A 25,118-nucleotide genomic window follows, 5' to 3' on the forward strand; every position below is an offset into this window, starting at 1 on the left:
ACACGCAGCTGCTCAACCGGCTGGTGCGCGAGCGCAGGCTGGTGCCGGTGGCCCAGCCCCGACGATCGAAAAGCGTGATCGCCGGGGAATGAGGCGCGAACGACCGACGCGACCTCGCGGGACGGGGGCAGAACGACCGACGCGACCTCGCGGGACGGGGGCAGGTCGGTTGCGACCATGCGCGCGGTGAGCGCGGGGGTGTGCTGGAGTGTGGTCATCTTGCCCCTCGTGCCGGTTCGGAGGTTGTACACATGACACGCTTCGCGAGGGCCCTGTGGTTCACCTCGGCGGGAAAAAGTGAGATCCGGGAGGTCGAACTGGCCGAGCCCGGGCCCGGCGACGTGCTGGTGCGGACGCTCTACTCGGGCGTCAGCCGGGGCACGGAGAGCCTGGTCCTGCGCGGTGGCGTGCCGGAGAGCCAGCGCGAGGTGATGCGCGCGCCGTTCCAGGAGGGTGACTTCCCGTGGCCGGTCAAGTACGGCTACCTCAACGTCGGTGTGGTGGAGCGCGGTCCGCTGCTCGGCCGCACGGTGTTCTGCCTGTACCCGCACCAGACGCACTACGTGGTGCCCGCCGACGCGGTGACGCCCGTGCCGGACCGGGTGCCCGCCGCGCGGGCCGTGCTGGCCGGGACGGTGGAGACGGCGGTCAACGCGCTGTGGGACGCCAAGCCGTTGGTGGGCGACCGGATCGCGGTCGTCGGCGGCGGGATGGTGGGGTGCGCCGTAGCCGCCGTGCTGGCCCGGTTCCCCGGCGTGCGGCTGCAACTGGTCGACGCCGACCCCGGCCGCGCGTCGGTGGCCGCCGCGCTCGGCGTGGAGTTCGCCTCACCCGAGGACGCGGAGGGCGACCGCGACCTGGTCGTGCACGCGAGCGCGACCGAGGCGGGGCTGACCAGGTCGTTGGCGCTGCTCGCGGCGGAAGGCCGGGTGGTGGAGCTGAGCTGGTACGGCGACCGCCGGGTCGCGCTGCCGCTCGGCGAGTTCTTCCACTCCCGCCGGCTGCGGCTGATCGGCAGCCAGGTCGGCGTCCTCGCCCGGCCCGACCGCACCTACGCCGAGCGGATGGCCCTCGCGCTCGACCTGCTCGCCGACCCCGCGTTCGACGCGCTGATCACGGGCGAGAGCCCGTTCGACGACCTGCCGTCCGTGCTGCCGGCGCTGGCGAGCGGCGCGCTACCGGCCCTGTGCCACCGCGTTGGCTACGGTGCCGGGCATGTACCTGCCTGACACCACAGAGGACGTGCGGGCGCGTGCGGCGACCGTGGCGGTGCTGCCCGTCGGCAGCCACGAGCAGCACGGCCCCTACCTGCCACTGGCCACGGACACGGTCGTGGCCTGCACGATCGCGCGGGCGATCGCCGACGCGCACCCGGTCCAGCTGCTGCCGCCGATCACGATCTCGTGCTCGCAGGAGCACGCCGCCTGGCCGGGCACGGTGAGCATCTCGGCGCGCACCCTGTACTCGGTGGTGCGGGACGTCGCGGACTCGTTGCGCCGGTCGGGCGTGCCGAACCTGGTGCTGGTCAGCGGGCACGGCGGCAACTACGTGCTGGCCAACGTCGTGCAGGAGGCCGAGGGGATGGCGTTGTTCCCCGGCGGCGGCGACTGGGCCGCGGCACGCGACGCGGCCGGCATCGAGACCTCGTCCCGCAGCGACATGCACGCGGGCGAGCTGGAGACGTCGATCCTCCTGCACGCCCACCCGGAGCTGGTGAAGCGCGGTTACGACACGAGCGACCACCTGGCCGACGACCGGCCGCACATGCTCACCCTCGGGCTCGCGCCGTACACGTCCTCGGGCGTGGTGGGACGGCCGTCGCTGGCGTCAGCCGACAAGGGCCGGGACGTGCTGGCCGCGCTGGTCGAGTCGTTCGGGCCGTACCTGGCGGTGTTCTGAGCGGAACAGGGTGAGCACCCCGGGCAGGCTGCCGATCAGCGCCAACACGCCGTAGACGACCCCCGTCGTGAGCCCTTGGGCGGCGCCGAGACCGGCCGTGCCGAACGCCACCGCCAGGAACGCCTCGCGCGGCCCGAAGCCGCCGACGTTCACCGGCACGGCCATCACCAGCAGCGCCAGCACGGCCAACGGGACGAGCCCGCCGATCGGCGCCTCGACACCCGCTGCCCCGGCCGCGACCACGAACAGCGCCACGTGCCCGGCCAACGCGACCGCCGACAGCAGGACGACCTCCGGCAGGACCTCGCGGTTCACCAGGCCCGTGCGGGCGTCCGCCCACGTCGTGCGCAACGCCCGGCGCACCTTCGCCGAACGGCCGGCGACCACCGCCACCACGACCACCAGCGCCACCAGCGCCACGCCGAGCACGCCCGGGACCTCGACCGACGAGGAGCCGGCCGACAGCACCACGACACCGAGCGCGACCAGCACCACCTGCCCCGCGACCCGCTCGAACACCACCGCCCGCACACCGCGCCCGACGTCACCGGCCCGCCGACCGTGGCTCACCGCCCGGTGCACGTCCCCGAGCACGCCCGCGGGCAGCACGGCGTTGAGCAGCAGCGCCCGGTAGTAGGTCGACACGGCCGCGCCCAGGGTGAGCGGCAGACCGAGGCGACGCGCGATCAGGCACCACCGCCGTGCGCAGGCCAGGGTGGTCAGCAGCCCGATGCCGACCGCGGCGGCGACCGACCACCCGTCGACGGCGCGCAGCCCGGCCACGAACGCGTCGGCGCCCAACCGCCACCCCAGCGCGCCCAGGATCGCGACCGCGCCGACCAGCCTCAGCCAGGGCCACCACCGCCGCGTCACGGCACCGCCAGCAGGTCGGTGTGGTGCACCACGACCCGCGGCCCGTGGTCGAGCTTGCGCCGCAGGTAGCCGGGTGCTTCGGCGGCCAGGCGGGGTTCCTGCTCCACCGCCGCGCCCACCCACCCGCGCAGCCACTCCCCCGCCAACGCGGCCTGGTCCGGGCCCAGCCGCCACGGGCTCGGGCTCGTGGTCACCTCGGCGCCCCGCCGGGCGAACGCCTCCACCGCGACCTCCACGGCGTCCGGGCCGAGCAGCCGACGCCCGTCGACCACCCGCCGCTGGTGCGCGTTGAAGGCGGCCTCGAACTCGGCGTCCCGCGGCTCGGCCGGGTCGAACTCCACCCGACCCGCCACGGACAGCGTGAACAGCACCGGGCAGCCCGCCTCGACGCACGCCCCGGCCACGTCGTCCAGCTCGTCCCGGGTCAACAGGTCGAGCAGCGCCGACGCGGTGACCAGCGACGTGCCGGCGAGGTCGGCGGCGGTGAGCGCGGTGACGTCGCTCTCGTGCGTCTCGATCGTCACGCCGCTCATGGTCGCCGCCGCGATGCTGAGCAACCGGGGGTCGCGGTCGTGCAGCACCCAGTGCTGCGGACCGCCCAGCCGCCCGGAGAGCCATCGTCCCAACGATCCCGTTCCACACCCGAGATCACGCACCACGAGGGGTGTCCGGTTCAGATCGATCTTGTCGAGCCGGTCGACCAGGTCGAGCGCGCGGGCCTCCGCGTCGGCCCTCTCGCGCAGTGACAGCCATTCCGGTGCGAAGGTGCTCATGGCCGCAGACTAGCCGGCACCTCCGCCAACCGGGCCGCTGTTTCGTCCCATGTGGACAGCTCACGACGGCGTGCCAGCGCACGGCCGCGCAGCTCACGGCGCCACTGCCCGTCGGTGAACCAGCGCCGCAGCGCCCGCGCCAACGCCGGCACGTCACCCGCCGGCAGGAGCAGGCCGCCCGTGCCGAGGGCGTCCGGCACGGAACTGGCCAGCACCGGCACACCGCGGGCCAACGCCTCGGTCACGACCATGCCGTACGTCTCGGCCCGCGACGGCAGCACGAACAGGTCGGCCGTCGCGTACGCGCGCGCCAGCGCCTCACCGCCGAGGGGGCCGGTCAGCTCGATCCGGTCGCCGAGCCCGTGCCGGTCGACCAGCTCGCCGACCGGCCACCGCACCGGCCCGACGAACGCGCACGTCCACGGCAGGTCCGCGACCTCCGCCAGTGCCTCCACCAGCACGTCGTGGCCCTTGCGCGGGGTCACCGAGGCGACGCACAGCAGCCGCGACGCGCCGTCCGTGCCGGTGGCGGGCGGCGCGGGGTCGGTGCCGGGCGTGACCACGTGGACCGCGGCCAGCCCGTGGTGCTCGGCCAGCCGCCGTGCCGCGGCCGGGCTCGTGGCCACGACGGCGCTCGCGGCGCGCAGGCACTCCCGTTCGGCGGCGTCCAGCCTGGCCGCGTCGGCGGGTGCCAGGCCCGTCTCGTCGGCCAGCGGCAGGTGCACCAGGACCACCAGGCGCAGCCGGCGGGCGTGCGGCACGACGACCTCCGGCACACCGCACGCCACCAGCCCGTCGAGCAGCACGACCGCGCCGTCGCCGATCCCGGCCAGCGCCCGGCCCAACTCCCGCCGGGCGCCCTCCCCCGGTTGCGGCCACGCGCCGGGCACGGCGATCTCGCGCACCTGTCCGCCCAGCGCGCGCAGGCCTTCGACCGCCCGGCGGTCGTAGACGTTGCCGCCGCTGGGCGAGGTCGGGTCGTCCACGCCGCCCGGCAGGACGAAGTGGAGGGTCACAGCGGTCGTTCGTAGCTCGCCCAGGCGACGTGCGACTCGTGCAGCGTGACCTCGATCGCGGTCAGGCCCCGGGCGCCTTCGCCGAGCTCGCCCGCGTGCACATCGTCCGCGAGCCGGTCCGCGATGTGCTTGGCCAGGAACTCGGTCGAGGTGTTGATCCCGGCGAACGCGGGCTCGTCGTCGAGGTTGCGGTAGTTGAGCTCGCCGAGCACGGCGCGTAGCCGCTCGGTCGCCAGTCCGATGTCGACCACGATGTTGTCGGCGTCGAGATCGTCCCGTTTGAACCTCGCGTCCACCACGAACGTTGCCCCGTGCAGGCGTTGCGCCGGGCCGAAGACGTCGCCGCGGAAGCTGTGGGCGACCATCACGTGGTCGCGAACGGTGATGCTGAACAGGGTGACCTCCGGCGAGTGCGCGAGTTACGGTGCAGGTCCGGTCGAGCGTAGTGAAGCGCCCGGCCGGTGTCGGGGTGACAGGGGAGCCGGATGCAGCACGAAGCCTTCAACGAGCAGGACGTCGCGGAGTCCGATCTGGTCACGCGCCGCGGCACGTTCCGCGCGGTCGCGTTCCGGGCCGACGGGCACGAGCACATGGCGCTCGTCTACGGGCGGACGGCGTTGCGCGACAACGTGCTCGTGCGCGTGCACTCCGAGTGCATGACCGGTGACATATTCGGCGCGATGCGCTGCGAGTGCGGCGACCAGCTGGAGGCGGCCCTGGACCGGATCGTCGCCGAGGGCAGCGGCGTGCTGGTCTACCTGCGCGGCCACGAGGGGCGCGGCATCGGGCTGGTGGCCAAGGTGCGCACGCACGTGCTCCAGGACGAGCAGGGCATGGACACGCTCGACTCCGCGACCACACTCGGCCTCCCGGTCGACGTCCGGGACTACACGCCGGCCGCGCGGGTCCTGAGACACCTGCGCGTCGGTTCGGTGCGGTTGATGTCCAACAACCCGGACAAGATCCGGGCGTTGGAGGACAACGGCATCGCGGTGGCCCGCGTGCCGCACCTGGTTCGGCCCAACCCGCACAACATCGGCTACCTGACCGCGAAACGCGACCGGCTGGGCCACGACCTGCCGCAGGTCTCGGAGTACCCGACGGCGCGGTAGGCCCGGCGACGTTCCCGGGAAGATCTGTCCGAAGAGGGACGCGCGGCCATGCGCCGGGCGAGCACGCTGGGCCGATGAGGAAAACGATCACCGGCGCGGTGGGGGCGGTATCCCTGCTCGCCGCGCTCATCGTCGCGCCGGGCGCCGCACAGGCCACCGGTGGCGCGCTGTCGTGGGTGGACTGCGGCGACGGGTTGCACTGCGGTGCGATCACCGTGCCTGCGGACTGGGGCGACCCGGGCGGCCCGCGCGTCGAACTCGGCCTGGCCCGGCTGCCCGCGCGCGACCAGGCCACGAAGAAGGGCGTGCTGCTGGTCAACCTGGGCGGGCCGGCGCAGCAGATCTCGGTGCTGCGCATCGCCAAGAGCGCGTTCACCGACCTGACGCAGTGGTTCGACGTCGTGGTCTCCGACCCGCGCGGGTTCGAGGCCAGCACGGGGATCGAGTGCCCCTACCCGGCACCGTTGCCGGAGAACCTGGAGTGGGCCTCGCCGGACCAGGACACCTACGAGCGGTACCGCGCGGCGAACCACCGGTTCGGGGTCGACTGCGGCCGGGCGGCCGGGCCGCTGGCGGGCCACCTCGACTCCGGGCAGGTGGCCCGGGACATGGACGCGATCCGGGCGGCGCTGGGCCAGGCGAGGCTCCACTACTACGGCAACTCCTACGGCACGGTCTTCGCCCAGGCCTACGCGCGGCACTTCCCCCACCGGATCGGCCGGATGTACCTGGACAGCGTGCTGGACCACACCACCCGCTCCTGGACCGACTGGCTCGTGCCCCGCGCGCAGACCATGGAGCGCAACATGGTGCGGTTCGCCGAGTGGTGCGCCGGCGAGCCGACGTGCGCGCTGCACGGCCGTGACGTGCTCGCCGTCTGGGACGAAGTGCTCGCCCGGGCCGCGCGCGAACCGATCCCCGCGCCCGGCGCCGGCACGACCGTCAACGCCTCCCGGATCGTGTCGCGCACGAATCCCGCGTTCGAGCAGGAGTGGCCGGAGCTGGCCCGGTCCGTCGCCGAGGCGCACGCGGGCGACGCCACCCGGTTCGCCGAGCAGCCGGTCGGCGGCCGCGACCCCGACCTGTCCCGGATCATGTTCTGCGCCGACTTCCCCTACCCGTCCGACCACCGGGTGCTCAAGTCGTGGGAGGCCGAGCTGCGCGCGATCACGCCCCACATCGGGTGGGTCGCGACCTGGCCGATGGCCTACCACTGCGCCGGGCTGCCCGGCACCGGGACCTACCCGCCGCGACGCCTGCACGTCCGGGACCTCCCGCCCGTGCTGGTGGCCAGTGGCGAGTACGACGGCACGACCCCACCGCGGGACGCGCGACGCGTCGCGGCACAGCTCGGCCACGCCCGCTACCTGCCGGTGAAGGGCGGTCACGCGCTCTACCTCAGCGGCCACCCGTGCGTCCGGGAGCACGTCCACCGCTACCTCACCACCGGTGCGCTGCCACCCGAGGGCACGGCCTGCGGCGCCGCGTAGACGATGGTGGTCATGCGATACGCCCGGGAAGGCCTGCTCGTCGTGGGCGTCACGGCGCTGCTGGTGCTCCTGTCGATCTGGGAGGGACGGGGGCACGCGCCGCAACCGCTGCCGGTCCTGTGCGCGACCAGCCTGTGCGTCAGCCTGCCGCTGCTGCTGCGGCGCGTGCTGCCGTTGACGGCGGCGGTGCTGTCCGCGGTGGTGGGGCTCGGTGGCCTGGGTTTCCTGCCCACGTGGCCGGGGATGCTGGTGACGATGGGCGCGTTCTGCGCGGCCGTCTACCACCGCGACCGCGGTCCGGGGCTGGTGCTGGCGGTGTGCGGTGGCTGGGTGCTGGTCAGCGCCGTGATCGCGGGCAGCCCGGTCCAGGTCTTCACGGTCACCGACCTGCTCGTCATGGGCGTCGCGCCGGTGGCGACCGGCTACGCGTTGCGGCTGCACCGGGAACGGGCGGACCAGACGCTGCGGCTGCACCGCGCGGACGCGGACCGGGTGCTGGCCGAGGAGCGGGCGCAGCTCGCCCGCGAGGTGCACGACAGCGTCGGCCACCACCTCACCGCGATCCGGATGCAGGCCACCGCCACCCGGCGCGCGCTGGACGGCGCCCCACCGCTCGCCGACCGCGCGTTGGGCACGATCGCCGAGCTGTCGTCGTCCGCGCTGGACGAGGTGCGCGAGCTGCTGGGCACGTTGCAGGACGCCCCCTCCGGCCTCGGATTGGCGGAGCTCGACCACCTGGCCGGGCGGCTCTCCGCCCCGGACCGCCGCATCACGGTGCGGCGGTCCGGCCTGCCCGCACCGCTGCCGCCCGCCGTCGACCACACCGCGTACCGGGTGGTGCAGGAGGCGTTGACCAACGCCGCCCGGCACTCGACCGCCACCGAGGTGGACGTCGCGCTGCGCCGGGAGCGGGACCGGCTGGTCGTCGCGGTCGTCGACAACGGGCGAGCCGTGGCCCCGCCGCACCTGGAGGGGCAGGGCATCCGGGGCATGAGGGAACGGGTGCGGCTGGTCGGCGGCACCCTCGCGATCGGGCCGAGACCGCCGCACGGGTGGCGGGTACTGGCCGAACTGCCGACGGAGAGGACGGGGTGAGTGGCGATTCGGGTGCTCGTCGCCGACGACCAGGAACCGGTGCGGGAAGCGCTGCGGATGGTCCTCGACGGCGAACCGGACATCGAGGTGGTCGCGGAGGCGGCCAACGGCGCGGACGCCGTCCACCTGGCACTGGCCCGCCGGCCCGACGTCGTCGTGATGGACCTGCGGATGCCGCACGGTGACGGCATCGCCGCGATCACCCGCCTCACCGCCACCGAGCCCGCGCCCAAGATCCTCGCGCTGACCACGTTCGACCTGGACGAGTACCTGTTCGGCGCGCTGGCCGCGGGCGCCGCAGGTTTCCTCCTCAAGGACAGCGACCCGGCCCTGCTCCTGGACGCGGTGCGCGGCCTGCACGAGGGTCGGGGCCTGATCGACCCGAAGGTCACCGGGCGGCTCATCGCCCGCTTCGCGCAGCTGTCACCCCGCCCCGCGCCCCGCCCGCTCGACCGGCTCACGCCGCGTGAGCACGAGGTGCTGGCCCACGTCGTGCGCGGCCTGAGCAACGGCGAGATCGCCGCCGCCCTGACCATCGAGGAGGGCACGGTGAAGACGCACGTGGCCCGCATCCTCGCCAAGCTGGGCCTGCGCACCCGCGTGCACGCGGTGATCTACGCCTACGAGCACGGCCTCGCGCGATAGGGGGTCGGACGGTCGGGCACGGGCGGGCGGTTCGGCACGGGCGGGCGGTTCGGCACGGCGGGGCGGTTCGGCACAGCGGGGCGGTCCGGCACGGGCGGGGCGGCACGGGCGAGGCGAGGCGGGGCGAGCGGTAGGGACAGCCATACCCCGGAGATCAAAGCCCGCACGGTGGGTCCGGGCGCGGCCGGGCGGAAGAGTCCTCGGCATGGTTCTGGTGCGGGGTTCACGGGTCGCGGCGGCGGATGTCGTCTCGTTGACCGACGTGACGAAGGTGTACTCGGGGCGCGTGCGGGCGCTGGACGGCGTGACGGTCGGGTTCGCCCGCGGGTCGTTCACGGCGGTCATGGGGCCGTCCGGGTCGGGCAAGTCGACGCTGCTGCACTGCGCGGCGGGGTTGGACCTGCCGACCGGCGGGCGGGTGGTGCTGGCCGGGCAGGACGTCGGCGCGCTGCGCGAGCCGAAGCTGACCGCCGTGCGGCGTCGGCACGTCGGGTTCGTGTTCCAGTCGTTCAACCTCGTGGACGCCCTGTCGGTGTGGGACAACGTGCTGCTGCCGCAGCGGTTCGCGGGCACGCGGCCGGACAAGGCGTGGGCGCGCGAGGTGCTGGCGCGGGTCGGGCTCGGCGGGCGGGAGCGGTCGCGGCCCGGTGAGCTGTCCGGCGGGCAGCAGCAGCGGGTGGCGTTGGCGCGGGCGCTGGCCGGACGCCCCGAGGTGATCTTCGGTGACGAGCCGACCGGCGCGCTCGACCTGTCCACCGGGCGCGAGGTGCTGGCGTTGCTGCGCGGGTTCGTGGACACCTCCGCCGCGACCGTGGTGATGGTGACGCACGACCCCGCCGCGGCGGCGTGGGCGGACCGCGTGGTGTTCCTGGCCGACGGCAGGCTCGCCGGTGACCTGGTCGCGCCGACGGCCGAGCGGGTCGCGGCCCGGATGACGGAGCTGACCCGATGATGCTCAAGCTCGGGGTGGCGAGCGTGCGGCGACGCCCGGGCGCGTTCGCGGGCACCTTCCTGACCGCGTTCCTGGCCGTCGCGTTGATCTCGGGCAGCGGGCTGCTGCTGCACTCCGTGCTCACCGCCGGTCCCGGTGGTGACCGGTTCGCCGCGGTCGACCTCGTGGTCGCGGCGGACCGCTCGGTCGAGCTGACCACCACGCGGGACAAGGGCGACGAGGTCAAGGTGAAGACCAAGACCGAACGGCTGACCGGCGCCGGCGCGTTGCCCGCCGAGCTGGTCGGGGTCGTCGCGGCGACACCGGGGGTCGGCACGGCGGTGGCGGACGTGGCGTTCCCGGTCGCGCTGGACGTCGACGGCACGCCGGTGCGTGCGCCGGAGCGCGCGTCCGTGGTGGCGCACGGTTGGTCCTCGGCGTCGTTGACCCCGTACGTCCTGCGTGACGGGGTCGCGCCCGCGGCCGGCGAGGTCGCGGTGGGCGCGGAGCTCGGCCTGGCGGTCGGGCAGGCCGTGCGGCTGACCACCAAGACCGGTGCGCGTGAGGTCCGGGTGGCGGGTGTGGTGACCGGCGGCGTGCCGGGCCAGGCTGCGGTGTTCGTGGCCGACCGGCAGGTCACCGACCTCTCCGGGCTGACCGGCCCCACCGCCATCGCGGTCGGGTTGGCGCCGGGTGCGGATCGGCGCCAGGTCGTCGCCGCGCTCGACGAACTCGCCACGCTCGACAGCGCGCGGGTGCACACCGGCGCGGACAAGGTGAACGGCGACCTGCCGGGCGCGGTGCCGGACTACGTCGGCGCCATCTCCATCTTCGGGTTCGTCCTGGGCATCACCGGCTTCGCGGCGGTGTTCGTGCTCACCGGCACGGTGTCGCTGGCGGTCCGGCAACGGCTGCGGGAACTGGCCCTGCTGCGCACGGCGGGTGCGACGCCCCGTCAGCTCCGCCGCCTGTTGGGCACGGAGATCACGCTGGTCACGGTCGTGGCCACGGTGCCCGCCCTGCCCTTCGGCGTCGTCGTGGCGCACGTGGTCGCCGGTCGGTTCCGCGAGCTGGGCGCGGTGCCGGCGCAGTTCGCGGTGGCGGTCGACCCGGTGGTGCTGATCGCGGCGGCCGTGCTGGGGCTGCTCGTGACGCGCTCGGCCACGTCGGTGGCGGCACGGCGGGCGGTGCGGATCTCGCCGACCCAGGCGTTGCGGGAGACGGTCACCGCCGCTCGGGGCAGTCGGGTGCCGCGGGTCGTGGGCGCGGCGGTGCCGGCCGCGGGTGCGGTGGCGGTGCTCGGCCTGGTGCCGTTGGGCGGGCCGCTCGGCATGGGGATGGGTTTCGTGTCGTGCGCGCTGCTGCTGTGCGCCGCCGCCGCGCTGGGCCCGATCCTGGTCGGGGGTGTGACGGCGGTCGTGTCGCGGCTGGTCGGGTCGACCGGCGTGCTCGGCCGGGTCGCGGGTGCGATGACCCGGGCCGAGAGCCGCCGCGTCGTCGGCGTCGCGATCCCGTTGACGCTGATGTTCGCGATCAACGCCACCATGCTGGTCAACGGCGACATCACCGCCGAGGTGACCGCTGGCCAGCAGGCCGCGCGCACCGCGCCGGCCACCGTCCAGGTGGCCGCGACGAACGCGCCCGGCCTGCCGCTCGCCATCGCCGAGCGGGTCGTCGCGCTGCCGGCGGTGACCGGGTCGGCCCTCACCGTGGGCACGAAGGTCGTGGTCGACCAGGAGGGCAAGCCGGAGGACTACCCGGCGCAAGGGTTGCGGCTGGCCGGCGAACGGGCGCTGGACCTCGGCGTCACGGCGGGCGACCTGGCGCGGTTGGCAGCAGACTCGGTCGCCGTCAGCGGTCCGCTGGCCGCGCAGCGGGGCTGGGAGGTCGGCGACCGGCCGACGTTCTGGCTGGCCGACGGCACGCGCGTGACGTTGACCGTGGTGGCGGTGTTCTCGCACTGGCGCGGTTTCGGCGATCTGGTGCTGGACGCCGGGCTGGTGGCGGCGCACGACCCGCGCGGGCTGGTCGGCGCGATCCACCTGCGTGGCGCGCCCGACCTGGCCGGCTTCCCGCTGGCGCCCGCCGAGGCGGGCGCGGCCGAGGTGCGCAACCAGCAGGCGGCGTGGGAGCTGATGGTGGCCGTGTCGCTCGGCTTCACCGCGATCGCGGTGGTCAACACGTTCGCCATCGCCACCGGTGCGCGGCGGCGCGAGTTCGCCGGGCTGCGGCTGGCCGGCGCGACGTCGCGGCAGCTGCACCGGCTGCTCGACCGCGAGGCGTTGATCACCGTGGTGGTCGCGCTGGTGCTCGGTTGCGCGATCAGCGGTGTCGTGGTCGGTGCGTTCAGCGTCGCCCAGGACGGCCGGTGGCGGCTGTTCGCCGATCCGCTGCGGTACCTCGGGATGGTGGCCGGCGTCGGGCTGCTCGGTCTGGTCGCCGGCGCCGTGCCCGCACGCGTGGTGGTCCGCCTCCGTTCGCTGCCTCAGCTAGGTTGACCAGGTGTTTCCCCGAGCGGCCAGAGGGCTGGCCCACCTGCTGGCAGGGCTGCTGATCGGGCCCGCGTCGTTCCTGTGGGCGGTGCTGACCACGCTGGCCACCGGCGTCCTGTCGGTCACCTTCCTCGGTCCGCCGGCGTTCCTGGCGGTGACGTGGGCGAGCAGGCGGATCGCGCGGCTGGAGCGGTGGCGGGCCGGGTGGGCGCTGGGCCGGGTGATCGGCGACCCGTACGAGCCGGTGACGGGGACGAACCCGTGGATGCGCGGCCGCGCGGTGCTGCGCGAGCCGGCGACGTGGCGCGACCTGGCGTGGCTGCTGCTGTCGTTCCCGGTCTGCCTGGTGACCGGGGTGGTGGGCGTGGTCGCCGCGGTGACCGAGGCGGGCGTAGTTCTCGCGCCGCTGTGGTTGTGGTCCGTGCCGAACCCGCGCCTGTACCCGGTGGCGGACTGGCTGTTCAACACCGTCGGCGGCCGGTTCACCCTCTCGATCGCGGGGCTCGCGGTGCTCCGGCCGGTGCTGTGGCTGGTCGCCGCGGTGTCGCGGGTGCAGGCGTCGATCGGGGCGAGGCTGCTGGAGGCCGGGCCGCGGGCGCGGCTGCGCCGGCAGGTCAGCGCGCTGCGCGAGACCCGCCTGCGGGTGGTCGACGCGCAGGCCGCCGAGCTCCAGCGGATCGAACGGGACCTGCACGACGGCGCGCAGGCCCGGATCGTGGCGGCGGGCATGACGCTGGCGCTGGCCGACCGCAAGCTGCGGTCCGCGGGCCTGGCGGAGGACCCGGCGCGGGCCGACGTGCTGACCGCGCGGCGGCAGCTGGACGACGCGCTCGCCGAGCTGCGACGGCTGGTGCGCGGCATCTACCCCCCGATCCTCACCGACCGGGGCCTGGCGGCGGCGTTGACGGCGTTGGCGGGCGACGCGCCGCTCGGCGTCGTGGTGGAGGCGGGTGAGCTGGGCGAGCTGCCGCCCGCCGTGGAGTCGGCGGCGTACTTCGTGGTCGCGGAGGCGTTGGCGAACGCGGTCAAGCACGCGGCGGCGGACGAGTGCGTGATCTCGCTGCGGCGGTCGGGCGGTGTGCTGGCGGTGGCCGTGCGGGACGACGGGCGGGGCGGCGCGGACCCGTCCGGCTCCGGTTTGGACGGGTTGCGGCGTCGGGTCGAGGCGTTGGACGGCACGATGGAGGTCACCAGTCCACCGGGTGGGCCCACCACCGTCCTCGCGGAGCTCCCATGCGCATCGTGATCGCCGAAGACCTGCTGCTGCTGCGCGACGGTCTGGTGCGCATGCTGACCGACACCGGGCACACCGTGGTGGCGGCCGTGGACAACGCGCCGGACCTGGAGCGGGCCGTGCTCGACCACCGGCCCGACTTGTCCATCGTGGACGTCCGGCTGCCGCCGGGTTTCCGGGACGAGGGGCTGCGCGCGGCGTTGTCGGTGCGCGGCAAGGACCCGAAGGCGCCGATCCTGATCCTGTCGCAGTACGTCGAGCGGACCTACGCCACGGAGCTGCTCGCCGACGGCAACGGCGCGATCGGCTACCTGCTCAAGGACCGCGTGACCGCGTTGGACGAGTTCCTGGACGCCCTGGACCGCGTGGCCGCCGGCGGCACCGCGATGGACCCGGAGGTGATCCGCCAGCTGTTCGCCCGCAACACCAGGGACCACCGGATCACCACCCTGACCGCGCGGGAGCGCGAGGTCCTCGCCCTGGTGGCGCAGGGCCTGTCCAACTCGGCCATCTGCGCCGAGCTGACCCTCGCGCCGCCGTCGGTGGAGAAGCACATCGGCAACATCCTGACCAAGCTCGACCTCCCGCCGGCCGACAACACCCACCGCCGCGTCCAAGCCGTCCTGGCCTACCTGAACCAGTGACCTGCCTGGACGGGCGTCACCCAATAGGGTTCGCGGGGTGCCCATCGCATTCGACACGACCGGCTTCCGGCAGCACGACCGGACCACCTGGGTGAACCCCGCCAACGGCGACCAGGTCAGCCTCACGTACTTCGACCTGGTGCCGGACCTGCCCGCGTCGTTGGACGACATGCCGAAGCTGCGGCACGACCTGGCGGTCACCACCGGCGACGTCGGCTGCCTGATCGAGGCGCACCACGTGCGGCTCGGCGACGTGCCCGCGTTGTTCCAGGTGGTGAAGGTGCCACTGCCGGACCAGCCGTCGGGACAGGTGTTCATCGGCTCGTTCACCGTGCCGAAGGCCGACAGCAGCGCCGTGCTCAAGCTCCAGGCGGCGGAGCAGGGCCGGACCGGGATGCGCGAGGCCGTGCTGGCGGCGCAGCTCGGGTTCGACGGCTGGGTCATGCCGCACCCGTACGCGCCGGAGGTGGAGGGGCGGCTGCCGTTCCACAAGGGCGACGACCCCCGGTACGACCCGGAGTTCCCCGACCACCCGTTGTCCCGCGTGCGGGCGTGGGCGCACCACGTCCTGCGCACGGCGCGCGTGGACCCGCGCTTCGCCGCGCTGCCGCCGTTCTCGCCCTCGGCCGCCGGTGCGGTGCCCGCGGTGGGGTCGACGTTGACGACGGTGGTGCCCGGCCTGCCGGTCGGCGGTTACCTGCCGTTGTGGGTCGACGGCGAGTGCACGTTCTGGCGGATGACCGAGCCGGACGCCGTGCTGGCGAAGCTGGGTCTCGGCACGCTCGCGCGAACGCCGTTGACCGACCGGCGGTTCCGCGACCTGGTCGCGCTGGACGAGTCGTCGTCCACGATCGTGCTGCTGGACCGCTACCGCGGCGAGGACGGCGGGATCGGCAGCGAGTTGGCCGGGCTGACGCGCGTGACCGGGTTGGAGGCGCACGAGGCGCTGACCACGGACACGCTGCTGGAGGCGTTCCGCTGGATCGGCCGGGTGAGCGGCGCGGCGGCGGAGCGGGGCGAGTACGTCGCCGTGGAGCCCGGCACGCACGCGGAGGACCTGGCCGAGCCGTACGTGCTGCTGGCCGTCCAGGAGCGCGAGGGGCGACCGGTCTCGACCGCCCGAACGGCCCCGACGCCGCCGCCCGGCACCCCGATGTGGCTGGGCCAGGCCACCCACGACACCCCCGCGACCACCGACTCGATCGAAGCGGGCGGCCTCCTGGCCATGTACGCCATGAACACCTGGGACGAACACCCCCTCCGCCTCTGCCTGACCTTCACCCCCCACTAACCCACGCGTGTCCTACCTCCAGAACGCGCGTGTCCTACTCCCAGAACGCGCGTGTCCAACGTTCGCGTACCCCGAGTTGAACACTCGGAATACCGCCGCCAACACCCTGGGCGTTCTGAGCGTTCAACTCGGGTGTTCTGAACGTAGGACACGCGTGACGCGAACGTAGGACACGCGCGTTTGGGTGAGGTGGGGGCGGCGTGAGACTCTGAGTGGACACAGCCCGCATCCGGGCTTGTCGCCCACGGTTCACGCATCCGGCTCCCGGCCATCGACCGGGCCAGCGGTGGACGCTTCGCGCACGGCACGCTTCACCGCTCTCACCCCCGCACCAAGCGGGTTCTTACGGCATCGACGTCCACACCACCGTGTGGCGTGCGTGGCCGTCCCCACTCACCCCCACGGGAGCACGTCATCAGCATCTCCACTCCGCTGCCGCCGGCCGTCGGCGCACCTCGCGCGCTCACCGACGTGTACGGGCCCGGCATCGCCGTCTGCGCACGTCCGGCCGCCGGGGACAGCCTGCACCGCAACACCGTCGACGCGCTGTCCGCCCGCCCCATCGCGGTCGCCGGCGACACGCCGGTGATCTGCAGCGCGGGCGGCACGGACCCGGCGCTGCTGGCGCAGCTGCGCGACGGCGGCCTGCCGGTCGGCGACGACCTGCGCGACTTCCGCAACGAGGCCGGGTTCGCCGCCCGCGTCACGGAGGCGATGGCCGACGGCCTGCTGATCTCGATGGAGTACCCCCACCCGACCGTGCTGTGCCCCGACGAACGCGTGGTCAAGACCGCCCACCTCGTCGGCTACCTGAACAACAAGGCCACCATCAGCACGTTCGTCGCCCCGCGCTTCCACGCCCGCCGCAGCGTCGTCACGCGCGCCGACCTCGCCGAAGTCGCACCGGCCGAGAAGTCGTGGGTGCTCAAGGCCGCCACGAACGACGCGCACGGCGGCAGCCTCGACGTCTACCTGCACGAGGCGGGCGAACCGGTCGCGTTCCCGGCGTTCACCGACCTGCTCGGCGAGTTCGTGATCGAGGAGTACCTGTACCTGGCGCGCAACTGGGGCGTCCAGCTCTACGTCGGCCCGGACGCCGTCGCCCGCCTGCTCGCCGTCACCGAACAGCGCGTCGACGACACCGGCGTGTACGTCGGCGGCCGGTTCGGCCTGGTCAGCCCGCCGCCCGCGGACCTGCTGGCGGAGTGCCTGGCGATCACCCAACGCGCCGCCGACGTCGGCTACCGCGGCCTGTGCAGCCTGGACTGCGCCGAGACGCTCGACGGGCAGCTGGTCATGCTCGACCTGAACTTCCGCATCACCAGCGGCTCGATCCCGCTGCTCGCGCTGCAGTCGGTCCGCCCCGACGCGCTCGACGGCTACGCCGAGTCGGTGAAGCTGACCGCCGCCGCACCGCTGGCCGACCTGCTCGCCCACGTCCGCCCGGCCCTGAACGCGGGCGGCGTGCTCATCACCTCCGGCCACGACACCACCCGCACCGACAACCCGGTCATGCTCAGCACCCTGCAACTGCTGGTCTACGGCGACGACCCGGACGACGTCACCGTCCGCCGCAGCGCGCTGGAACGCCTCGGAGCCGCCACGCGGTGATCGGCGCCGACGAGCCGGCGCGACGGGTAGGTCAGGTCGACGCGCGCACCACGAGCTCGGTCGGCAGGATCGACGCGGCCGGCGGCTCGCCCTGGATCTGTTCCAGCAGCAGCCGCACCATCTCGCGGGTGATGCGCTGGAACGGCTGCCGCACCGTGGTCAGGGCGGGCCGAGTGGAGGTGGCGATGCTGGAGTCGTCGAAACCTCCCACCGCCACGTCCTGCGGCACGCGCCGGCCCGAGTCGTGCAGCACGTTCAGCGCACCCGCCGCCATCAGGTCGGACGCGACGAACACCGCGTCCAGGTCCGGCGCACGCGCCAGCAGCGTGGCCATCGCCGCCTCGCCGCCCGCACGGCTGTAGTCACCGTGCGCGATCAGGTCCTGCGTGGCCTCCGGGCCCAGCACGTCCCGGTACCCGGCGAGCCGCTCGACCCCACCGGGCGTGTCCGGCGGACCGGTGATGGTGGCGATCCGCCGCCGCCCGCGTGACCGCAGGTGCTCCACCATCAACCGCGCGCCCGAGCGGTCGTCCGCCGCCGCGTACGCCACCTGCCGCTCGTGCCCGATCGGCTTGCCGCAGGCCACGACGGGGATGCCCGAGTCGCGCAGCTCCTCCAGCAGCGGGTTGCCGGTGTGCGACGACACCAGCAGCACGCCGTCCACGTGACCGGCCGCGATGAACCGGCTGGTCCGCTTGCGCTCCACCTCCGTGCTGGCGGTCATCAACAGCACCGGCACGTCGAGCTCGGCCAACTCCTGGGTGCAGCCCTGCAGCAGGATGCTGAAGTTCGGGTCCTCGAACAGCCGCTGCTGCGGCTCGGTCAGCACGAACGCCACCGAGTGCGCGCGCTGCGTGACGAGGCTCCGCGCGGCCGGGTTGGCGACGTACCCGGTGGTCCGCACGGCCTTCAGCACCGCCTGCAACGCCGCGGGGCTCACGTTGCGGCCGCCGTTCAGCGCCCGCGACACCGTGCCCCGCGACACGCCCGCCGCGGCCGCCACGTCGTGGATGGTCGGCCGGTTCCGCGCCGCCTTGCTGCGCTCGACGCTCATGACTCCCTCATGCTTTCACCGCTCCGGAGAGCAAGTCGATGCGCCAGTATCGCTGCAAGGTGAGGAACAGCGCGATCAAGGGCAGCACCGACACCAGCGAACCGGTGACCACGAGGGTGTAGAGCGCGGGTGTGGTGTTGCCCTGGTTGAGCAGCGTGTACAGGCCCAGGGTCACCGGGAACTTCTCGTCGTCACCCAGCATGATGAACGGCAGCATGAAGTTGTTCCAAATCGACACGAACTGGAACAGGAACACCGTGACCAGCCCCGGGACCATCATCGGCAGTGCGATGGAGCCCAGGATCCGCACCTCGCTCGCCCCGTCCGTGCGGGCGGCCTCCACCACGTCCTCGGGCACGGCCGCGGCGGCGTAGATGCGGGCCAGGTAGATCCCGTACGGGCTGACCACGCTCGGCAGCAGCACCGACAGGTAGGTGTCGGTCAACCCGACCTTCGACATCAGCAGGTACTGCGGGATGGCCAGCACCACGCCGGGCACCAGCACACCCGCGATGAGCGCGTTGAAGATCAGTGCCCGGCCCCGGAACGAGTACTTCGCCAGCGCGTACCCGGTGACGCCGGACAAAGCGGCGGACAGCAGCGCGCCCACTCCCGCGTACAGGGCGGAGTTCGCCACCCACTGCCAGAACAGCCCGTCCCGGTACCCGAACAGCTCGGCGAGGTTCGCGAAGAGCGACGAGCCGAGCGAGAACGTCGTGGTGGAGAACAACTGGCCGCTGTTCTTCGTCGCGGCGACCAGCACCCACGCCACCGGGAACAGGCAGTACGCCGCGCCGAGCAGCAGCACGAACGTCGGCAACGCGCCCAACGCGGACGCGACCGAACGCGCCCGCGGCGTCGGCGTCACCGCGCGGTCCTCGACCAGCACCGCACTCACCGCTCACCTCCGAACGCCCGCGAGCGGGTGACGCGCAGCAGGCTGAACGAGATCGCGAACATCACCACGGCGATCAGCACGGACGTCGCGGCGGCGGAGTAGATGTCACCGCGGCCGAACGCGTCCTGGTAGACCTTCATCAACGGGGTCCAGGTGCGGGAGAGCGAATTGGTCAACGGGGCCAGGGTCATCGGCTCGGCGAACACCTGGAGCGTCGCGATGATCGAGAACAGCGAGGTCAGCACCAGTGCGGGCGCCAGCAGCGGGATCTTGATCCGCACCGCGACCTGCCACGGCGAGCAGCCGTCGATCCGCGCCGCCTCGTAGAGGTCGCGCGGGATCGACCGCAACGCCGTGTACAGGACCACCATGTTGTAGCCGACGCCTCCCCACACCGCGATGTTGGCCAGCGCGAAGTAGATCCCGGTCGGCGACAGCAGGTTCACCCCGGGCAACGACAGCTCCGCCAGGAGTTGGTTGAACGGGCTCGTCGCGGGCAGGTACAGGAAGCCCCACAGCAGGGACGCGATGACGCCCGGGATCGCGTACGGCAGGAAGATCGCGATCCGGCTGAACCCGCGGGCCCGCACCCGGTCCTCGTCCAGCAGCAGCGCGAACACCAGCGCCAGCCCGAGCATCGTCGGCACCAGGATCGCGCCGTAGCCGAGCACCCGCAACGCGCCCGCGCCGAGTTCGGCGTCGGTGATCGCGCGCACGTAGTTGTCCAGGCCCACGAACACCTCGGACCGGCTGCCCCTGCCGAGTCCCAGCCCCTTGACCTCGGTGCGGAACAGGCTCAGGTAGACCGTGTAGCCGATCGGCAGCGCGAACAGCAGCACGAACAACACCACCGCCGGGGCCACGAAGGCGTACGGCGCCACCTTCGGCGCCGCACCACCCCGCCCGGACATGCGAATCGATGTCACGGGTGCGCTCCTCAGCCGCTGACGGTGAAGCCGTTGGCCTTCATGTCGTCCACGGTCGCGGTCTGCATCTTGGTCAGCGCGGGTGCCAGGTCCGCGCCGGCGGTGATCGCCTCGCCCATCGCGTTCTTGTACGCGGTGTAGGTGACGTTGACGTTCGGCCCCCAGGTGAAGCCGGACGACGTGGCGGCGATCTTCGCGGCCTGGGTGTAGAAGTCCGGTTGGTTCGGGAAGAACGCCGGCGGCTTGGTCAGCGCCTCCTGCGCCGACGTGGCCGCCGGGTAGATCGCGCTCTCGGTCACCAGTGCCTCGACGGCCGTCGGGTCGGTGTTCAGCCAGACCGCGAACTCGGTCGCCGCCTTCTGCTTCTTCGACCCGGAGGTCACCGCCGTGGTGGAGCCGCCCCAGTTGCCGGTGCGCGGCGCGGAGGCGTCCCACTGCGGCATCGGGGCCATCGCCCACTTGCCCGACGTGCTCTCCGCGTTGCCCTTGAGCACGCCCGGCGCCCACACGGCGCTCAGCCAACCGATCTGCGTGCCGTCGTTGAGCGCCTTGTTCCACTCCGGCGTGTACATCGGGGACTTGTCGACCACGCCCTCGGCGACCAGGCCGCTCCAGTACCCGGCGACCTTCCTGGTGGCGGCGTCGTCCACGGAGACCTTCCACGCGTCGCCGTCGACCGACCACCACGACCCGCCCGCCTGCTGCACGAGGCCCGCGAACCAGCCGGGGTCGTTGGACGAGAACGTGCCGAGGAACTTGTCCGACGCCTTGGCCCGCAGGTCACGGGCGGTCTGCGCGTACTCGTCCCACGTCGTCGGCACCTTCAGGCCGTACTGCTCGAACAGGTCGGCGCGGTAGTAGAACATCATCGGGCCGGAGTCCTGCGGCACCGCGTAGACACCGCTGCCGCCCAACGTCACCTGGTCCCAGATGCCCGGCGCGAACTTGTCCCGGGCCGCGCCCGCACCCTCGGAGATGTCGGCCAGCACGTCGTTGCTGACCAGCGTCGGCAGCGCCTGGAACTCCACCTGCGCGAGGTCCGGCGGGTTGCCGCCCTTGGCGCTGGTCAGCAGCTTGGTCACCAGGTCGTCACCCTGGGCCTGCTTGCTCACCACGACCTTGACGTCCGGGTGGTCGGCGTTCCACTTGTCGACCACCTTGTCGATGTCGGGCGCCCAGGCCCAGAAGGACAGTTCGACCGGGCCGTCGGGCGCCTGCTCGGTGCCGCCGCAGCCCGCGAGCAGGGCGAGGCCGAGCCCGAGTGCCACGGCCTTCTTCGCGAAGTCGAGTCGCATGAGGTCTCCGGGGGTTCCGCGTCGCTGACGCCGCTGCCAGCGAGAACCGCGCTGTGAACGTGCACAGTAGTTGTACCCGGACCGCGCATGTCAACTACTTGACTCACCCTCTTATCTGCACCGTAATCTGCGATCAGTTCACGTGCACGTTCACAGCCACTGGAGTGTTCATGACGTTTGTGGTGCCTCGCCGGACCGACGAGGGGGCCCTGGGGGACCCCTTCGCGCCCCGGATGCCGGTCGGCGTGGACGGCCTGGTCTACGGCGGGGACTACAACCCCGAGCAGTGGCCCGAGCACGTGTGGGCCGAGGACGTCGAGCTGATGCGGCAGGCCGGGGTCAACCTGGTCAGCGTCGCGATCCACGCGTGGGCGCTGCTGGAGCCGCGTCCCGGGGAGTTCGACTTCGGCTGGCTGGACCGGCTGCTGGACCTGCTGCACGGCGCGGGCATCGCGGTCAACCTGGCCACGCCGACCGTCGTGCCACCGGCCTGGCTCTACCGCTCGCACCCGGAGATCCGGCCGGTCACCCGCGACGGCACGGAGCTGGAACGCGGGTCGCGCGCGACGTTCTGCCCGAGCGCGCCCGCCTACCGCCAGGCCGCCGCGGCCATCACCCGGCGGCTCGGCTCCCGGTACGGCGACCACCCGGCCGTGGCGCTCTGGCACGTGCACAACGAGTACGGCGCACCGGTCGGTGCGTGCTACTGCCCCGAGTCGGCCGCCGCGTTCCGGCGCTGGCTGCGCACCCGGCACGGCGACCTGGACGCGCTCAACGAGGCCTGGGGCACCACCTTCTGGGGCCAGCGCTACGGCGAGTGGTCCGAGATCGAGCCGCCGCGCGTGTCCGGCACCACCGGCAACCCCGCGCACGAGCTGGACTTCGCCCGGTTCTGCTCGGACGAGCTGCTGGCCTGCTACACCGCCGAGCGCGACATCCTGCGGCAGCACTCGGCCGTGCCGGTCACCACCAACTTCATGACCACCAACTGCAAGTCGATCGACTACTGGCGCTGGGGCCGCGAGGTCGACGTGGTGGCCAACGACCACTACCTGACCGCCGAGGCGGACCGCAACCACATCGACCTGGCGATGTCGGCGGACCTGACCCGCGCGGTGGCGGGAGGTCGGCCGTGGATGCTCATGGAGCACTCCACCGGCGCGGTCAACTGGCAGCCGCGCAACATCGCCAAGCGGCCGGGCGAGATGCGCCGCAACAGCCTGACCCACGTGGCGCGCGGCGCCGACGCGGTGATGTTCTTCCAGTGGCGTGCTTCCCGCTTCGGCGCGGAGAAGTTCCACTCCGCGATGCTGCCCCACTCCGGCACGGGCAGCAGGCTGTGGCAGGAGGTCGTGCGGCTGGGCGGCGACCTCGGCGCGCTGCACGAGGTGCGCGGCAGCCTGGTGCGGGCCGACGTCGCGGTCCTGTGGGACTGGGAGTCGTGGTGGGCGCTGGAGCTGGACTGGCGGCCGTCGGTCGACCTGTCCTACCGCGAGCGCGTCGGCGCGTTCTACGAGCAGCTGTGGGACGCACGGCTGACCGTGGACTTCGTCGCGCCGGCCGCCGACCTGGCCGGCTACCGGCTCGTCATCGTGCCGTCGCTGTACCTGATGTCGACGGCGGCGGCGAAGGTGCTGCACGACTACGTGGCCGGTGGCGGCACGCTCGTCGTCTCGTACTTCTCCGGCATCGTGGACGCCAACGACGCCGTGCACCCCGGCGGGCACCCCGGCGCGCTGCGCGACGTGCTCGGCCTGGAGGTCGAGGAGTTCCTCCCCCTGCGCCAGGGCCAGGAGGTATCGCTCGGCGACGGGCTGCGCGGCGACGTGTGGGCCGAGCACATCCGCCTGGCCGGCGCGCGGAGCGTGCACGACTACGCCGACGGCCCGGCGGCGGGCGGCCCGGCCGTCACCAGGCACCGGCTCGGCGCGGGCACCGCCTGGTACGTGTCGACCAGGCTGCGCGGCGCGACGCTCGACCGGGTGCTGCGCGAGGTCTACCCGGCCGCGGGCGTGGAGGTCGACGACGACCTGCCGCGCGACGTCGAGGTGGTCCGCCGCAAGGGCGCCGACGCCGACTACCTGTTCGTGCTCAACCACACCGACGCCGAGGTGCGCCTGGCCGCGTCCGGCACCGAGCTGCTCACCGGGCGTTGGTGCGAGTCGGAGCTGCGCGTGCCCGCGGGCGGCACGGCCGTGCTCAAGTCCTGACTCCTCGACAGTCCGAACCCTCCACGGTCTTCCCGGGCCGGGTGCGCCTCCGCGTGCCCGGCCCGGCTCGCACTACCCCTTCGTACGCGGTACTGCGCAATCCGTAGTAGCATCCATCGCACACCACCGGGGAGAGGCGCATGGACACCAGTCAGCTGCTCAAGGGGGTGCTGGACCTCGCCGTCCTTGCGGTGCTGCGCAAGGAGGACGGGTACGGCTACGACGTGCTGCGCAGACTCCGGGCCGGGGGCCTGGACGGCGTCGGCGACGCGTCGGTCTACGGCACCCTGCGCCGGCTCTACAACGCCGGGTTGCTCACGTCGTACGTCGTGCCGAGCGAAGAGGGGCCGCACCGCAAGTACTACAGCCTCAACGAGCCGGGCCGTGCCCGGCTGCTCGACTCGGGCAAGACGTGGAAGTCGTTCGCGCAGGCGTTGGACGACCTGTTGGGGGAGGGTGCATGAACACGCAGACCAGCACCGAGGTGCGGCACTACCTGGACGGCATGCGCGAGGCGCTGGCCGACCTGCCCGCCGCCGAGGTCGCCGAGATCATGGACGACGCGGGCGCGCACGTCACCGAGGTCGCCGACGAGATGGGCGAGGAGTTCTCCCTGGCCGCCCTGACCGACCGGCTGGGCACGCCACGCGCGTACGCCGACGAGCTGCGCGTCGCGGCCGGTTACCCGGCCCCCGCCTCGCCCGCCGCCGAGAAGACCGAGGTCCGGTCGACGCTGCTCGCCAGGTTCGCGCTGTGGAGCCTGGTGGCGGGCGTGGTCATGGCGTTCAGCTTCGCGCTGACCCGCGGCGACGGCGCCGAGCTGACGGTGGTCGTCGGCCTGTGCGCGGCGGCGGGCGCCCTGCTGGTGTTCCGGCAGCACGGCCTGTTGGCGGACATCGCGAGGCTGCCGGAGGTGATCGCGCTCCGGGATGCGCTGGCCCGTGGCGAGAGGTCCGACCTGTACAAGGCGTTCGCCTCCCTGCGCGCCTTCCAGCCCGTGTGGTGGGTCGGCCGTGCGCTGCTCATCGCCGCGGGCGGCCTGCTGATGTACCGGCCGACGACGGGCTTCGTGCTGGCCCTGGCGCTCGCCGCGCTGTCGCTGGTGGCGGGCCCGAAAGCCAGGACCGATCGCCGGTGGCTGTGGATCAGCCTGCCCGCGACCGGGTTCGCCCTGGGCGTCCTGCTGCTCGTCCTCGGCACGCTGGCCACGCGGTTCGACAGCTACCCGTTCGGCAACCCGGCCCCGGTCACGTACCACCAGTCCCCGCCGACCCCCGGCAACATCTACGTGTTCGACAAGGACGGCAAGCCGCTGACCGACGTCCACCTCTACGACGAGGACGGCCGTCCGCTCGACGCGCCGTGGTACGGCTGCCAGGGCGAGGACCGCCACGACAACCGCTTCCCGCGGCCCCGGGTCGTGCACGACGAGAAGGGCTGCCACGAGGTCGCGGGTGTCCCCTTCACCATCGTGATGCCCACCGCGCCCACCACCACGGTGCCGCCCACTCCGGTGTCGCCCACGCCGGGGCAGACCACTTCGGGGCAGACCACCACGCAGCCCTCGTCGCCGTCGGCTTCCCTGTCGCCCGCGCCGACGACGGTCACCCCCACCGGCTGAGCAGGCGG

23 protein-coding genes are annotated in these 25,118 nt (G+C 73.3%); 15 read left to right on the top strand and 8 right to left on the bottom strand.

Features of this window, described 5'->3' with window-relative positions; all coding sequences use genetic code 11:
• The first annotated feature begins 251 nt into the window (after positions 1-251).
• Both AB0K14_RS34335 and AB0K14_RS34340 read left to right on the top strand, forming a co-directional pair.
• Entirely contained in the window at positions 252-1,229 is a 978-nt protein-coding gene (locus AB0K14_RS34335; RefSeq protein ID WP_360458607.1) for a zinc-binding alcohol dehydrogenase, read from the top strand.
• Positions 1,216-1,899, top strand: a complete 684-nt coding sequence (locus AB0K14_RS34340) for a creatininase family protein (RefSeq protein WP_360458609.1) — start codon at positions 1,216-1,218, stop codon at positions 1,897-1,899. Before AB0K14_RS34335 ends, AB0K14_RS34340 begins: the two co-directional genes overlap by 14 nt.
• On the opposite strand, the gene AB0K14_RS34345 is transcribed toward AB0K14_RS34340, so the two are convergent.
• The 4 genes from AB0K14_RS34345 to AB0K14_RS34360 are packed head-to-tail and all read right to left on the bottom strand — an operon-like array spanning position 1,828 to position 4,956.
• Complete coding sequence (locus tag AB0K14_RS34345; RefSeq protein WP_360458612.1) at positions 1,828-2,772, bottom strand: lysylphosphatidylglycerol synthase transmembrane domain-containing protein; 945 nt, start codon at positions 2,770-2,772, stop codon at positions 1,828-1,830. The genes AB0K14_RS34340 and AB0K14_RS34345 overlap by 72 nt on opposite strands.
• On the bottom strand, positions 2,769-3,545 hold the full coding sequence (locus AB0K14_RS34350; protein WP_360458615.1) for a class I SAM-dependent methyltransferase: 777 nt from the start codon (positions 3,543-3,545) through the stop codon (positions 2,769-2,771). The genes AB0K14_RS34345 and AB0K14_RS34350 overlap by 4 nt, the downstream gene beginning before the upstream one ends.
• On the bottom strand, positions 3,542-4,561 hold the full coding sequence (locus tag AB0K14_RS34355; RefSeq protein WP_360458618.1) for a glycosyltransferase family 4 protein: 1,020 nt from the start codon (positions 4,559-4,561) through the stop codon (positions 3,542-3,544). Before AB0K14_RS34355 ends, AB0K14_RS34350 begins: the two co-directional genes overlap by 4 nt.
• Positions 4,558-4,956, bottom strand: a complete 399-nt coding sequence (locus tag AB0K14_RS34360; RefSeq protein ID WP_360458803.1) for a 6-carboxytetrahydropterin synthase — start codon at positions 4,954-4,956, stop codon at positions 4,558-4,560. The genes AB0K14_RS34355 and AB0K14_RS34360 overlap by 4 nt, the downstream gene beginning before the upstream one ends.
• Positions 4,957-5,046: 90 nt before the next feature.
• Here AB0K14_RS34360 and AB0K14_RS34365 point away from each other — a divergent pair, with 90 nt between their 5' ends.
• From AB0K14_RS34365 to AB0K14_RS34410, 10 genes are all read left to right on the top strand, one after another.
• Complete coding sequence (locus tag AB0K14_RS34365) at positions 5,047-5,673, top strand: GTP cyclohydrolase II (protein WP_360458620.1); 627 nt, start codon at positions 5,047-5,049, stop codon at positions 5,671-5,673.
• 74 nt (positions 5,674-5,747) lie between these two features.
• Positions 5,748-7,163 carry an alpha/beta hydrolase gene (locus AB0K14_RS34370; RefSeq protein ID WP_360458623.1) on the top strand — a complete coding sequence of 472 codons (1,416 nt, stop codon included), beginning with the start codon at positions 5,748-5,750 and terminating at the stop codon, positions 7,161-7,163.
• A 12-nt stretch (positions 7,164-7,175) separates the two neighbouring features.
• A complete protein-coding gene (locus AB0K14_RS34375; protein WP_360458626.1) occupies positions 7,176-8,258 on the top strand; it encodes a sensor histidine kinase in 1,083 nt (360 codons plus the stop codon).
• Positions 8,259-8,903, top strand: a complete 645-nt coding sequence (locus AB0K14_RS34380; protein WP_360458629.1) for a response regulator transcription factor — start codon at positions 8,259-8,261, stop codon at positions 8,901-8,903. It abuts the gene before it with no gap.
• 205 nt (positions 8,904-9,108) lie between these two features.
• Positions 9,109-9,855: an ABC transporter ATP-binding protein gene (locus AB0K14_RS34385; RefSeq protein WP_360458632.1), complete on the top strand. Its 747-nt coding sequence runs from the start codon at positions 9,109-9,111 to the stop codon at positions 9,853-9,855.
• The gene (locus AB0K14_RS34390) at positions 9,852-12,332 is read left to right on the top strand and encodes an ABC transporter permease (protein WP_360458635.1); all 2,481 of its coding nucleotides are present in this window, start codon (positions 9,852-9,854) and stop codon (positions 12,330-12,332) included. The genes AB0K14_RS34385 and AB0K14_RS34390 overlap by 4 nt, the downstream gene beginning before the upstream one ends.
• Positions 12,333-12,336: 4 nt before the next feature.
• On the top strand, positions 12,337-13,572 hold the full coding sequence (locus AB0K14_RS34395; protein WP_360458638.1) for a sensor domain-containing protein: 1,236 nt from the start codon (positions 12,337-12,339) through the stop codon (positions 13,570-13,572).
• Entirely contained in the window at positions 13,560-14,204 is a 645-nt protein-coding gene (locus AB0K14_RS34400; RefSeq protein ID WP_360458641.1) for a response regulator transcription factor, read from the top strand. Before AB0K14_RS34395 ends, AB0K14_RS34400 begins: the two co-directional genes overlap by 13 nt.
• Positions 14,205-14,241: 37 nt before the next feature.
• Positions 14,242-15,495 carry a hypothetical protein gene (locus AB0K14_RS34405; protein ID WP_360458644.1) on the top strand — a complete coding sequence of 418 codons (1,254 nt, stop codon included), beginning with the start codon at positions 14,242-14,244 and terminating at the stop codon, positions 15,493-15,495.
• Between the two features lie 375 nt (positions 15,496-15,870).
• Positions 15,871-17,106 carry a hypothetical protein gene (locus AB0K14_RS34410; protein WP_360458647.1) on the top strand — a complete coding sequence of 412 codons (1,236 nt, stop codon included), beginning with the start codon at positions 15,871-15,873 and terminating at the stop codon, positions 17,104-17,106.
• 31 nt (positions 17,107-17,137) lie between these two features.
• On the opposite strand, the gene AB0K14_RS34415 is transcribed toward AB0K14_RS34410, so the two are convergent.
• From AB0K14_RS34415 to AB0K14_RS34430, 4 genes are read right to left on the bottom strand one after another with little or no spacing between them, the layout of a single operon-like run.
• The gene (locus AB0K14_RS34415; RefSeq protein WP_360458650.1) at positions 17,138-18,160 is read right to left on the bottom strand and encodes a LacI family DNA-binding transcriptional regulator; all 1,023 of its coding nucleotides are present in this window, start codon (positions 18,158-18,160) and stop codon (positions 17,138-17,140) included.
• Positions 18,161-18,167: 7 nt separating this feature from the next.
• Positions 18,168-19,058 carry a carbohydrate ABC transporter permease gene (locus AB0K14_RS34420; RefSeq protein ID WP_360458653.1) on the bottom strand — a complete coding sequence of 297 codons (891 nt, stop codon included), beginning with the start codon at positions 19,056-19,058 and terminating at the stop codon, positions 18,168-18,170.
• Entirely contained in the window at positions 19,055-19,984 is a 930-nt protein-coding gene (locus tag AB0K14_RS34425; protein WP_360458656.1) for a sugar ABC transporter permease, read from the bottom strand. The genes AB0K14_RS34420 and AB0K14_RS34425 overlap by 4 nt, the downstream gene beginning before the upstream one ends.
• 11 nt (positions 19,985-19,995) lie before the next feature.
• Positions 19,996-21,279 carry an extracellular solute-binding protein gene (locus AB0K14_RS34430; protein ID WP_360458659.1) on the bottom strand — a complete coding sequence of 428 codons (1,284 nt, stop codon included), beginning with the start codon at positions 21,277-21,279 and terminating at the stop codon, positions 19,996-19,998.
• Between the two features lie 170 nt (positions 21,280-21,449).
• Here AB0K14_RS34430 and AB0K14_RS34435 point away from each other — a divergent pair, with 170 nt between their 5' ends.
• The 3 genes from AB0K14_RS34435 to AB0K14_RS34445 all read left to right on the top strand — a co-directional run bounded on the left by AB0K14_RS34435 (position 21,450) and on the right by AB0K14_RS34445 (position 25,110).
• On the top strand, positions 21,450-23,489 hold the full coding sequence (locus tag AB0K14_RS34435; RefSeq protein ID WP_360458661.1) for a beta-galactosidase: 2,040 nt from the start codon (positions 21,450-21,452) through the stop codon (positions 23,487-23,489).
• A 140-nt stretch (positions 23,490-23,629) separates the two neighbouring features.
• A complete protein-coding gene (locus tag AB0K14_RS34440) occupies positions 23,630-23,953 on the top strand; it encodes a PadR family transcriptional regulator (RefSeq protein ID WP_360458664.1) in 324 nt (107 codons plus the stop codon).
• Positions 23,950-25,110 (top strand): hypothetical protein, encoded by a 1,161-nt coding sequence (locus AB0K14_RS34445; protein WP_360458667.1) that lies wholly within the window; start codon positions 23,950-23,952, stop codon positions 25,108-25,110. Before AB0K14_RS34440 ends, AB0K14_RS34445 begins: the two co-directional genes overlap by 4 nt.
• Positions 25,111-25,118 lie beyond the last annotated feature (8 nt).

Source organism: Actinosynnema sp. NPDC050801 (assembly GCF_040673975.1).
In the GTDB taxonomy this organism is placed as follows: Bacteria; Actinomycetota; Actinomycetes; order Mycobacteriales; family Pseudonocardiaceae; genus Actinosynnema.

Excerpts from the sequence above, each read along its gene's own strand:
- AB0K14_RS34335 (WP_360458607.1), top strand. The coding sequence starts at position 252 with ATGACACGCTTCGCGAGGGCCCTGTGGTTCACCTCGGCGGGAAAAAGT.
- AB0K14_RS34340 (WP_360458609.1), top strand. The coding sequence starts at position 1,216 with ATGTACCTGCCTGACACCACAGAGGACGTGCGGGCGCGTGCGGCGACC.
- AB0K14_RS34350 (WP_360458615.1), bottom strand. The coding sequence starts at position 3,545 with ATGAGCACCTTCGCACCGGAATGGCTGTCACTGCGCGAGAGGGCCGAC.
- AB0K14_RS34365 (WP_360458620.1), top strand. The coding sequence starts at position 5,047 with ATGCAGCACGAAGCCTTCAACGAGCAGGACGTCGCGGAGTCCGATCTG.
- AB0K14_RS34370 (WP_360458623.1), top strand. The coding sequence starts at position 5,748 with ATGAGGAAAACGATCACCGGCGCGGTGGGGGCGGTATCCCTGCTCGCC.
- AB0K14_RS34375 (WP_360458626.1), top strand. The coding sequence starts at position 7,176 with ATGCGATACGCCCGGGAAGGCCTGCTCGTCGTGGGCGTCACGGCGCTG.
- AB0K14_RS34385 (WP_360458632.1), top strand. The coding sequence starts at position 9,109 with ATGGTTCTGGTGCGGGGTTCACGGGTCGCGGCGGCGGATGTCGTCTCG.
- AB0K14_RS34390 (WP_360458635.1), top strand. The coding sequence starts at position 9,852 with ATGATGCTCAAGCTCGGGGTGGCGAGCGTGCGGCGACGCCCGGGCGCG.
- AB0K14_RS34400 (WP_360458641.1), top strand. The coding sequence starts at position 13,560 with ATGCGCATCGTGATCGCCGAAGACCTGCTGCTGCTGCGCGACGGTCTG.
- AB0K14_RS34415 (WP_360458650.1), bottom strand. The coding sequence starts at position 18,160 with ATGAGCGTCGAGCGCAGCAAGGCGGCGCGGAACCGGCCGACCATCCAC.
- AB0K14_RS34430 (WP_360458659.1), bottom strand. The coding sequence starts at position 21,279 with ATGCGACTCGACTTCGCGAAGAAGGCCGTGGCACTCGGGCTCGGCCTC.
- AB0K14_RS34435 (WP_360458661.1), top strand. The coding sequence starts at position 21,450 with ATGACGTTTGTGGTGCCTCGCCGGACCGACGAGGGGGCCCTGGGGGAC.
- AB0K14_RS34440 (WP_360458664.1), top strand. The coding sequence starts at position 23,630 with ATGGACACCAGTCAGCTGCTCAAGGGGGTGCTGGACCTCGCCGTCCTT.
- AB0K14_RS34445 (WP_360458667.1), top strand. The coding sequence starts at position 23,950 with ATGAACACGCAGACCAGCACCGAGGTGCGGCACTACCTGGACGGCATG.